Below are 10,872 nucleotides of genomic sequence, written 5' to 3'. Positions count from 1 at the left end.
GCTGTCCGCATGTTTTTCAAAATTACATTACCCATGATAACCTCTGTTCTATTTTTTAATATTCTTATGCAGCTGGTTAATGCGTTTCAGGATTTTACCGGGGCATTTGTAATTACAAACGGCGGCCCGCTGAATTCGACCTATCTTTATGCTCTTAAACTTTATGACGAAGCATTCAAATACTTTAAGATGGGTTACGCCAGCGCTCTTTCATGGGTTTTATTTGTTATCATATTAATCTTTACCGCTATATTTTTCCGGTTTTCAGAAGCGGCTACCTATTATGAAGACGGGGGGGATTTTTAATGAGCGGAAAAGAGAAAAAATACATTTTGACAATCATAACCCATCTGGCCATGATATTAATTGGAATCGTGATGCTATACCCTCTGATCTGGATGTTGCTTTCCGCATTTAAAACCAACGCTGAAATATTTGGATCTACCGCTTTATTGCCGGCAGAGCCTGTTTGGGATTCATTTATAAAAGGATGGAAAGGGACAGGAAAGGTCACCTATACTCAATTTTATATCAATACCTTTAAACTTGTCATCCCTACAGTGCTTTTTACCGTATTCTCCTGTTCTTTTGTTGCCTATGGCTTTGCACGGTTCCGTTTTCGAGGGAAAAAAATCTTATTTATGCTAATGATCTCGACTTTAATGCTGCCAAATTCCGTTTTAATAATTCCGCGGTATATCCTGTACAACAAGCTGGGCTGGCTGAACAGTTACCTGCCTTTTACGATCCCTGCCCTGTTTGCATGCTATCCATTTTTTATTTACATGATGGTCCAGTTTTTCAGGGGCATTCCGATTGCATTGGATGAAGCTGCTTCCATTGATGGCTGCAATACCTTCCAGGTATATTGGACCATCTTACTCCCATTGACGAAACCGGCTTTGTTTTCAGCTGCTATCTTTCAGTTTATTTGGACGTGGAACGATTTCTTTAATTCATTGATATACATTAACAGTGTCAGGAAATTCCCCATTGTGCTGGCATTGCGGATGTCTTTGGATGCCACGGCAGCAGCAAATTGGAATCAGGTTCTGGCTATGTCAGTTCTGTCGCTCCTTCCAGGAACCATTTTGTTTTTCTCTGCACAGAAATATTTTGTGGAGGGGGTATCTGCAGGAAGTGTAAAGGGTTAAGTAAAGCATGAAGTAAAACATGATGTAGAGCACTAAAAAAGCGTAACCAGGAGTTCGGTAAAAAAGGACTCTTGGTTACGCTTTTCTAATAGGAAGAAGAGAACTACGGTCTATAGTTCAGGAGCAATCTCAATGACGCAGCCCAATTCCTTACAGCTGGAACTGAAATCATCATCAGGCGTCCGTTCGGTTAAGATATAATCAAACTGTCCGATGTCTCCGTAGGTCATGAGAGATGCCCGTCCGAATTTTGAGGAATCTGCCAGAAGATAATGCTTCTGGCTTTTTTTTAATGCTGTTTTCTTGATGGTGTACTCTTCTGTGGAAGCGTTACAGACTCCGGCCTGAAGGGAAACTCCAGTACAGGCCATAAATGCCCGGATAATATTATAATCCTCTAAGTATTCCACGCACGAGCTGCCGACTAAGGAAGCTGTATCTCTTTTTAAGGACCCGGGCAGGACGATTACGTTAATGTTAGGATAATTCATGGCTTTGTTGATGACCTGGATGCTGTTGGTAATGACCGTAACCGTGGCCAGATGGGACAGATGATCCACAATATTCATGGTAGTGGTTCCGCTGTCAATGAATATGATATCCCGCTCCCGTACATAAGAGGCGGCAAGTGCGGCAATTCTCTGCTTGCTTTGGGCATTTCTGCCTGCGCGTTCATGGAATGCAATCAGATTCGGGACAGAGGACGCATTCTCACATGCAATGACACCTCCATAGACTTTTTCCACGCTGCCTCGGGCAACAAGGATTTCTAAATCCCTGCGAAGGGTGTTTTTTGAAATTTCAAATTCTTCACACAGGGCATCGATGGAGGCTGTCTTGTGCTCCAGAATATACTGTTCCAGTTGGTCAATTCGGGAAATTCTCATAGTTGTACTCCTTGCTCAGCTGTCTCTCTGACATGCTGTTATGGTTAGATTATAACAGATGTACAAGAAAACATCAAGAAGTAGCCAATATATTACCATAAAGTTACCTAAAATAGAAAAAAATTAAAAGATTATCTTGACCGTTCCCGTGATAAGTGCTAAAATATAACCAAGATGTTACACAAACTAAATCAAAATGTACCCATAAAGTAAAAGGAGAAGAAATATGGGATTAGTAAAAATGAAGGAATTGCTGAATCAGGCCTCTGAAAATAACAGGGCGGTCGGGGCCTTCAGTGTGGGAAACCTTGAGATGGTGAAGGGAGCTGTAAAGGCAGCGGAAGATATGAATGCCTCCATTATCTTACAGATCGCGGAAGTTCGTCTTCCCCATTCCCCGCTGTCCCTGATGGGACCTATGATGGTAGAGGCGGCGAGACAATCTAAGGTTGATATCGCAGTTCATCTGGATCACGGCAAGACCATACCGGTGTTAAAACAGGCTCTGGATTATGGGTTCACCTCCGTAATGATCGATGGTTCCCATCTTCCCTTTGAGGAGAATATGGCAGAAACCCTGGAAGCGGTCAACCTCGCCAGAGTATATGGAGCAACCGTGGAAGCAGAGCTGGGTCTGGTGGGCGGCAGTGAAGATGGAAGCACGGATGGGGGAATCCGCTGCACCAATCCTGAAGATGCCAGAATTTTTTGCGAGAGGACCGGTGTGGATGCACTGGCAGTAGCGATCGGCAATGCCCACGGCAATTATCCGGTGGCTCCCAGACTGGCTTTTGATGTACTGGAAGCCATTGATCAGAAGATTGATGTACCTCTGGTTCTACACGGCGGGACCGGAATTACTCCAGAGGACTTTAGGAAGGCCATAGGCCTTGGAATCCGGAAGATCAATATTGCAACAGCCAGCTTTGACAGTCTTACAAAAGAAGCGGAAAAGTATCTGGAATCGGAAGGCAAGCATGATTATTTCGGACTGAATGAAGCGATGGTCCGGGGAGTGTATGAGAATGTAAAGCAGCATATCCGGATCTTTCAATGTGTGGAGCCGCTTACATAAATCAGTATGAAACATGAAATCAAACCGCTTAAAGCAGCCATTAAGCGAAGAGAAAGGAATGGATATAAAAATGGGAGAAGTTAAAAAATTAAAGTTTCTTGTAAATGGTCAGTGGAAGGAATCAAAGACAGAGAAGTATTCTGATGCTTACGATCCCAGTACCGGTGAAGTAATTGCTAAGGTACCATGCTGCACCAAAGCAGAAGTAGAGGAAGCCGTAGAGGCAGCCAAAGCGGCGTTTCCGTCATGGTCATCTACCCCAGTAATAAAGAGAGTTCAAGTACTTTATAAGCTCAGGGATCTGCTTATAGAGCATATGGATGAACTGACCATGCTGGTGGCAAAAGAAAACGGTAAAAGTTGGGAAGAGGCTCAGGGTGATGTACTGAAAGCCAAAGAAGGTACCGAACAGGCCATAAGTGCTCCGTCACTGATGATGGGAGACAGCCTGATGGACGCTTCCAGCGGATTTGATACGGTTCTGTACCGTATGCCTCTTGGGGTATTTGCCGGTATTATCCCTTTTAATTTCCCTGCAATGATACCGATGGGCTGGATGACCCCTATGTGTATCGCCTGCGGCAACACCATCGTACTGAAAGCCGCTTCCTTTACCCCTCAGTCCTGCATGCGTATAGCAGAACTTTATAAAGAAGCAGGGCTGCCGGACGGCGTTATTAATATAGTCACCTGCTCCAGAAACGAAGCAGAGATTCTTCTCACTCATCCCGACATCAAAGGGATCAGCTTTGTAGGTTCTACATCCGTAGGTATGCATATCTATTCAACAGCTGCAGCTACGGGAAAGAGAGTTCAGGCTCTTTGTGAAGCAAAGAACCATGCCTTGGTGTTAAATGATGCTCCGGTCAAGAGGGTAGCGGCTGGAATCATTAATTCCTCATTCGGTTGTGCAGGAGAAAGATGTATGGCTCTCCCTGTTGTGGTAGCACAGGAGGGAATCGCTGATGCCCTTGTGGCGGAAATAATCGCTCAGGCCAAGACTCTTAAAGTAGGTCCGGCGTATGATAAGAGTACAAAACTCGGCCCTGTGGTAAATCAGGCTCATAAAGATTCCATCTTGAAGTGGATTGACACAGGAATAGAAGAAGGCGCAGAGCTTGTACTGGATGGACGGGACATTGTAGTCGAAGGTTATGAAAACGGCTTTTACATAGGGCCGACCATATTCGACCATGTGGCTCCAGGCATGAGTATAGGGGAAAAAGAAATCTTTGGACCGGTGCTGTGCATCAAGAGAGTGAAGACTTTTGAAGAAGGATTAGAGATCATGAATGCCAATCCATATGCAAATGGTTCTGTTATCTTTACGCAGAATGGTCACTATGCCAGAGAGTTTGCAAGACACACCGACGGTGGTATGATCGGCATCAATGTGGGAATTCCTGTTCCGGTAGGAATGTTTCCTTTCAACGGCAAAAAACTGTCATTCATCGGAGATCTGCACTGCTTAGGCAAGGATGGATTCCGCTTCTTCACAGAAAATAAAGTTGTTACCAGCAGGTGGTTCGACGAAGAAACCGGAGAATCCACAAACGTAAATACCTGGGATGGTACAATCTAAAAAATGCCGGCCAATGATAGATAAAAACGCCCTGCAAGGCGGATTAAGACCTTGCAGTGTGTTTTTTCGTTCCATGTAATGGCTGCTGATCATGCAAAACGGGATGGGAGAGATGTAACGATGGAATATGTAAGATTTGATGAAACCAGAGAAATGGACTTAATTCTTCTTGGAAGGGTAGCAATTGATTTTAATCCGGCTTACAATGAGTATGTGAAAGAAGAATTCAAGCCTTTAAAGAAAGTGCACATGTTTGAAAAGTTCGTGGGCGGTTCTCCGGCTAACATCGCCGTAGGTGTGACCAGGCATGGCATGAAAGCAGGATTTATCGGGAAAGTTTCAGATGACCAGTTCGGTGAATTTGTAGTGGATTATTTTAACGAACAGGAGATCGATACTTCTCATATTACAAAATGCAAAAATGGAGAAAAGCTGGGACTGACTTTTACAGAAATGCTCTCTTCCAGTGAAAGTAATATTCTAATGTACCGGAACTGCATTGCTGACTTACAGCTGGACGTAGAAGATATCGATGAAGCGTATATCAAAAAGGTAAAAGCAATTTTGATATCAGGTACGGCGCTTGCACAAAGCCCGTCAAGAGAAGCAGCTCTTAAGGCAGTCATGCTGGCGAAGAGGAACGATGTCAGAATTATCTTTGATATCGATTACAGAGCCTATAACTGGAAAAATGCGGATGAAATATCCATATACTACTCTGCAGTTGCCAAAGAAGCTGACATTATTATGGGGTCAAGAGAAGAATTTGATTTAACGGAGAAACTGATCAAACCAGGCATGACAGATGAAGAAAGTGCAGTTCTATGGCAGGGATATCGTGCCAGAATCGTAGTCATCAAGCATGGAATGAAAGGATCTACGGCCTATACATATGACGGACAGTCATTTTCCATTAAACCGTTCCCAGTGGAGGCCAGAAAGGGATTTGGCGGCGGCGACGGATATGGTTCAGGGTTCCTTTATGGCCTGTATCAGGGCTGGGATATCATAGACTGCCTGGAATTTGGCTCTGCAGAGGCCTCCATGATGGTAAAAAGCAATAACTGTTCGGATTCCCTGCCGACTCCGGAGGAGGTACATGCATTTATAAAAGAAGAAAAGGAAAAGTTTGGTGAAATGATTGCCCGTGTATAAAAAAGTAAAGGAGAGCGGAACATGTCAAAAACAATCAGAATGACAACAGCACAGGCACTTGTGAAGTTCCTGGATAACCAGTATGTTTCTGTTGATGGAGTGGAAACAAAGTTTGTTGAAGGTGTTTTTACTATTTTCGGTCATGGAATCGCAGTTGGCTTAGGAGAGGCTCTGGATACGGACCCTGGACAGCTTAAGGTTCTTCAGGGAAGAAATGAGCAGGGGATGTGCCATACGGCCATTGCTTTTTCAAAGCAGAGCAACCGAAAGAAAATCATTCCGTGTGCCTCATCCGTGGGACCAGGTGCTGCCAATATGGTAACTGCCTGTGCAACCGCAACGGTAAATAACATTCCTCTGCTGGTATTTCCAGCCGATACCTTTGCCTCCAGACAGCCTGATCCGGTATTGCAGCAGCTGGAACAAAGCAGCAGCCTTGCGACCACAACCAATGATGCGTTCAAACCAGTATGCAAATACTGGGACAGAATCACCAGACCGGAGATGATCATGAGCGCTTTGATCAATGCCATGCGTGTGCTTACAGATCCGGCAGAGACCGGAGCATGCTGTATCTCCATTTGTCAGGATGTGGAAGGAGAATCCTATGATTATCCGGATTACTTTTTTAAGAAACGGGTCCACAGGATTACCAGACCTCTTGCGGTAGAAGAAGAACTGGATGAGATCGCGGACATCCTTGCAGAAGCAAAGAAGCCGTTTGTAATTGTAGGCGGAGGAGTCCGCTACTCCGAGGCGGGAGAAACCGTAGAAAAATTCTGTGAAGAATTTAACATACCCTTTGGGGAAACCCAGGGAGGGAAGAGTGCCTGCAAATCAAGCCATCCTTACTGTCTTGGCGGAATCGGAGTTACCGGTACCTATGCTTCCAATGTGATTGCAAAGGATGCGGATGTGGTGATCGCCATCGGAAGCCGGCTAAGTGATTTTACAACAAGCTCAAAGTGGCTGTTTAAAAGGGAAGACGTCCAGTTTATTACCATCAATAACAGCAGATTCCATGCGTACAAAATGGATGCGGTTAAAGCAGTGGGAGATGCGAAGGTAACCGTTCAGGCACTGGCAGAAAAGCTGAGGGAAAAACAGTATATATCTCAGTATAAAGACGAGATCGCTGATGCAAAAAGAAAATGGGCTGAAGAGATGGTACGCTTGGGCAGCATTGAATACACTGGAGAGGATTTTGAACCCAACATAAAAGCGCGGGATCCCAGAACCATTCCGGAGTTTGTTAAGTTAACCGATGGAAGGCTCACCCAAACAGCTGCACTTGCAGCAATCAGAAGAATCATCGATGAAGATGCTACTATCATAACGGCAGGGGGCTCCCTTCCTAGCTGTATGCAGCGTATGTGGACGACTGACAAGCGGGGCGGATATCATGCGGAGTACGGGTACTCTTGTATGGGATATGAAGTGGCAGCCACACTGGGTGTTAAATTCGCAGAGCCGGAAACAGAGGTTTACTGTGTTGTCGGCGATGCCAGCTTCCAGATGTTACATAGTGAAATTATGACCATCATGCAGGAAAGGCAGAAGGTCAATATTCTGATATTTGATAACTGCGGCTTTGGCTGCATCAATAATCTGGAAATGAACCATGGGATCGGAAGTCTTGCCACGGAATTCCGCTATACGGATGGGAAGAAGCCCTCGGGGGATCTAATCCCGGTTGACTATGCCAAAATCGGGGAGGGGTATGGTCTGAAAGCTTATACCTGCAGAACCACTAAAGAACTGGAGGAGGCTCTGGAAGATGCAAAAAAACAGGAAAGGGCCTGCCTGTTTGATTTAAAGGTGATCCCCAAAACCATGTCGGATGGTTATGAATCCTGGTGGAACGTAGGAATTGCCACAACCTCGGAAAAGAGCAGCGTGAGAGAGGCGTGGGAAAGGGTCTTAGAAGGAAGAAATGAAGCCAGAAAGTATTAATCTGCCGCAATGCCGGCGGAATGAAAAATTATATGACAGGGAAGGGATGCAAATATGTTAAACAAGGAGAAAGTAAAATTAGGTATTGCACCGATTGCATGGACCAATGATGATTTGCCGGATCTGGGGAAAGAAAATACCTTTGAACAGTGTGTCAGCGAAATGGCTCTGGCAGGCTTTACCGGTTCCGAGGTAGGCAACAAATATCCAAGAGATGTTGAGGTGTTAAAAAAGGCTTTGGACCTTCGTGGCGTAGAGATCTGCAACGCATGGTTTTCCACCTTCTTAATCAGCAAGCCATATGAGGAGACGGAAGAAGGCTTTGAAAAGCATGTGGCGTTTCTTGCAGCCATGGGAGCTAAGGTTGTAGGCGTTTCCGAGCAGAGCTACAGCACACAGGGGATTTTAGACCAGCCGGTGTTTGAAGGGAAGCATGAGATGGATGACAGAGAATGGGAGCTGCTTTGCGAAGGCTTAAACCGCCTTGGAAAGCTTTCCAAAGAAAAATACGGGGTAGCTTTAACCTTCCATCATCATATGGGAACCGTTGTTCAAAGTGCAGCAGAGGTAGAACGCATGATGGCGAACACGGACCCGGAATATGTAAGCCTTTTGTTTGACAGCGGCCATTTTGCATACTGCGGTGAGGACCCGGTTGCTATGGTGGAAAAATATGTGGGACGCATCAAGCATGTTCATTTAAAAGACATCCGTTCGGAGATTGTAAAAAAAGTAAGAGAAGAAAAGATGAGCTTTCTGGCAGGGGTACGGGCAGGTGCATTCACCATTCCAGGAGACGGCTGCGTGAACTTTGATCCTATTTTCAAGGTGCTGGAAGATGCTTCCTATGAGGGATACATGGTAGTGGAAGCAGAGCAGGATCCTGCAAAGGCAAATCCTCTGGAATATGCCATCCGCGCAAGAAAATTCATTGCTGAAAAAACCGGTCTTTAAGAATAAGAAAAAAGAAGGAGAAGAAAATTATGGTAACTGTAGGAATTATCGGAGCAGGAAGAATCGGAAAAGTACATACAACCAGCATCTGCAACCTTGTAAAGAACGGAAGGATCAAGACCATTGCCGATCCATTCATGAATGAGGAAACAGACAAATGGGCAAAAAGCATGGGAGTTCCTAATACCACAAAGGATTACAAGGAGATTTTAGCAGATCCTGAGATCGATGCCGTGTTGATCTGCTCTTCCACCAACACCCATTCCCCCATTTCTGTTGAGGCCATTAAAGCAGGAAAGCATGTATTCTGTGAAAAACCCATTGACCACGATATTGATAAGATCAAGGAAGTGATTGAAGCCTTAAAGGGCAGTAAGATAAAATATCAGGTAGGCTTTAACCGCCGCTTTGACCACAATTTTGAGGCAGTTAGAAATGCGGTTGCAGCCGGAAAGATCGGGGAGCCTCACATCATCAAAGTGACCTCCAGAGATCCTGAGCCGCCTAGCGCAGAGTATGCGGCAGTATCCGGCGGCATGTTCTTAGACATGACCATTCATGATTTTGATATGGTCCGTTATTTGGCAGGCTGTGATGCGGAGGAGATCTACGTTCAGTCCGCAGTGCTTGTAGACCCGGCCATCGGGGAAGCTGGGGATGTGGATACCGCAGTTATTACCTTAAAGATGGAGAATGGTGCCATCGCAGTTATTGATAATTCCAGAAAGGCCGCTTACGGCTATGACCAGAGAGCAGAGGTATTCGGCTCCAAGGGAATGGTGGCAACCTCCAATGATACCGAATCCAGCGCAGTATTAAGCACCGCCGATGGCGTCGCCGGTGAAAAGCCCCTTTACTTCTTCTTAGAACGCTATATGCAGTCCTTTGCAAAGGAAGTGAACTGCTTCATCGAAGCCATTGAGAATGATACCGATACTCCTCTTGGCGTAGTGGATGGATTAAAACCTGTATTAATGGGCATTGCTGCCAAAAAGTCCGTACAGGAGCACAGACCCGTAAGAATTTCCGAAATCATGATGTAATGAGCGCAAGAGAGCGAAGATGAGCTCGCTCATCAGCGCGAACGGCGAATGCCGCTCAGGAACCGTAAGGTTCCTGGGATAATGAGCGCAAGAGAGCGAAGATGAGCAAGCTCATCAGGGCGAAGGTCGAAAGGAGCTGCCATGAGCAAATTATTCAGTTACCCGGAATTTGATCCCAAGGGAGTAAAACTTCTCACCAAAGCTGGGGATAGGGAAAATGATATGTTAATGGACATTGCCGTTTATGAGATGAAGGCAGGAGAGGAGCGGTCCTTCTCCAGTCAGTCGGATGAGATGGCGGTCCTTCTCCTGACCGGGGAAATCCTGTTTTCCTGGGAAGACAGGAAAGAGTGGGGAAAACGGAGCAGCCTGATAGAAGAGGGACCCTATTGTCTACACGTTTCAAAGGGCATTATGGTAAGCGTGGCGGCAAAAGAGGACAGTCAGGTTTTGGTTCAGCGCACCAGAAATGACAGGGAGTTTGACAGCGTTTTCTATAGGCCGGAGGACTGTACCAATGATATTTTTGGGGAAGGGCTTTTGGATGGTAAGATGAAACGGACGGTCCGCACCGTCTTCGACTACAACAATGCTCCCTATTCTAATATGGTAAACGGAGAAGTGATCAATCATCAGGGAGGCTGGTCCAGCTACACCCCTCATGAACATCCTCAGCCTGAGGTTTACTATTACCGGTTTGAACGGCCGGAAGGTTTTGGCGCCTGCTTTATCGGAGAGGATGTCTTTAAAATCAAGGATGGAAGCTGTGCTGCCATTCCCGGCGGAAGGACCCATCCCCAGGTTACTGCCCCTGGGTTTCCCATGTACTATTGTTGGATGATCCGGCACCTTCCGGATAATCCGTGGACAACACGGGTAGATGATCCCAGATACAACTGGATCAAAGAATTAAAATAAACTGATCGGCTAGAAAGCGTGGTGTTTTATCCCGGATAAAACACCACGCTTTTGTCATTTCCTGCAGATCCGGACAAACAGATTCCCAGCAGGGCTTTTTGCAAACATGATATACTCTGGCAGCATACTTTATAAGATATTGATGGATAAT

Annotated in this window: 10 protein-coding genes; 9 read left to right on the top strand and 1 reads right to left on the bottom strand. The window is 45.6% G+C overall.

Annotated elements, in window-relative coordinates; genetic code table 11:
* Both RT269_RS10880 and RT269_RS10875 read left to right on the top strand, forming a co-directional pair.
* Positions 1 to 306: carbohydrate ABC transporter permease (locus RT269_RS10880; protein WP_313182551.1), on the top strand; the 306-nt coding region annotated here is incomplete at its 5' end.
* The gene (locus RT269_RS10875; protein ID WP_313182549.1) at positions 306 to 1,154 is read left to right on the top strand and encodes a carbohydrate ABC transporter permease; all 849 of its coding nucleotides are present in this window, start codon (positions 306 to 308) and stop codon (positions 1,152 to 1,154) included. The genes RT269_RS10880 and RT269_RS10875, both read left to right, overlap by 1 nt.
* 110 nt (positions 1,155 to 1,264) lie before the next feature.
* Here the strand turns inward: RT269_RS10875 and RT269_RS10870 are convergent, their stop codons facing one another.
* Positions 1,265 to 2,041: a DeoR/GlpR family DNA-binding transcription regulator gene (locus tag RT269_RS10870; protein WP_313182548.1), complete on the bottom strand. Its 777-nt coding sequence runs from the start codon at positions 2,039 to 2,041 to the stop codon at positions 1,265 to 1,267.
* A gap of 226 nt (positions 2,042 to 2,267) precedes the next feature.
* Here RT269_RS10870 and RT269_RS10865 point away from each other — a divergent pair, with 226 nt between their 5' ends.
* The 7 genes from RT269_RS10865 to RT269_RS10835 all read left to right on the top strand — a co-directional run bounded on the left by RT269_RS10865 (position 2,268) and on the right by RT269_RS10835 (position 10,721).
* On the top strand, positions 2,268 to 3,116 hold the full coding sequence (locus RT269_RS10865) for a class II fructose-bisphosphate aldolase (protein WP_313182546.1): 849 nt from the start codon (positions 2,268 to 2,270) through the stop codon (positions 3,114 to 3,116).
* 58 nt (positions 3,117 to 3,174) lie between these two features.
* Complete coding sequence (locus RT269_RS10860) at positions 3,175 to 4,698, top strand: CoA-acylating methylmalonate-semialdehyde dehydrogenase (RefSeq protein ID WP_331664136.1); 1,524 nt, start codon at positions 3,175 to 3,177, stop codon at positions 4,696 to 4,698.
* A gap of 120 nt (positions 4,699 to 4,818) precedes the next feature.
* Positions 4,819 to 5,853 carry a 5-dehydro-2-deoxygluconokinase gene (iolC, locus tag RT269_RS10855; protein ID WP_313182545.1) on the top strand — a complete coding sequence of 345 codons (1,035 nt, stop codon included), beginning with the start codon at positions 4,819 to 4,821 and terminating at the stop codon, positions 5,851 to 5,853.
* Positions 5,854 to 5,874: 21 nt separating this feature from the next.
* Complete coding sequence (iolD, locus tag RT269_RS10850) at positions 5,875 to 7,806, top strand: 3D-(3,5/4)-trihydroxycyclohexane-1,2-dione acylhydrolase (decyclizing) (RefSeq protein ID WP_313182544.1); 1,932 nt, start codon at positions 5,875 to 5,877, stop codon at positions 7,804 to 7,806.
* 54 nt (positions 7,807 to 7,860) lie between these two features.
* Positions 7,861 to 8,760, top strand: coding sequence for a myo-inosose-2 dehydratase (iolE, locus tag RT269_RS10845; RefSeq protein ID WP_313182542.1), 900 nt, complete (start codon positions 7,861 to 7,863; stop codon positions 8,758 to 8,760).
* A gap of 29 nt (positions 8,761 to 8,789) precedes the next feature.
* A complete protein-coding gene (gene iolG / locus RT269_RS10840) occupies positions 8,790 to 9,803 on the top strand; it encodes an inositol 2-dehydrogenase (protein WP_313182540.1) in 1,014 nt (337 codons plus the stop codon).
* Between the two features lie 141 nt (positions 9,804 to 9,944).
* Entirely contained in the window at positions 9,945 to 10,721 is a 777-nt protein-coding gene (locus RT269_RS10835; RefSeq protein WP_313182539.1) for a 5-deoxy-glucuronate isomerase, read from the top strand.
* Positions 10,722 to 10,872: the final 151 nt, after the last annotated feature.

The organism is Lacrimispora sp., assembly GCF_032078915.1.
Taxonomy (GTDB): domain Bacteria; phylum Bacillota; class Clostridia; order Lachnospirales; family Lachnospiraceae; genus Lacrimispora.
The sequence above is the reverse complement of the archived record's forward strand: the minus strand, read 5'-3'. Positions and strand labels throughout refer to the sequence as shown.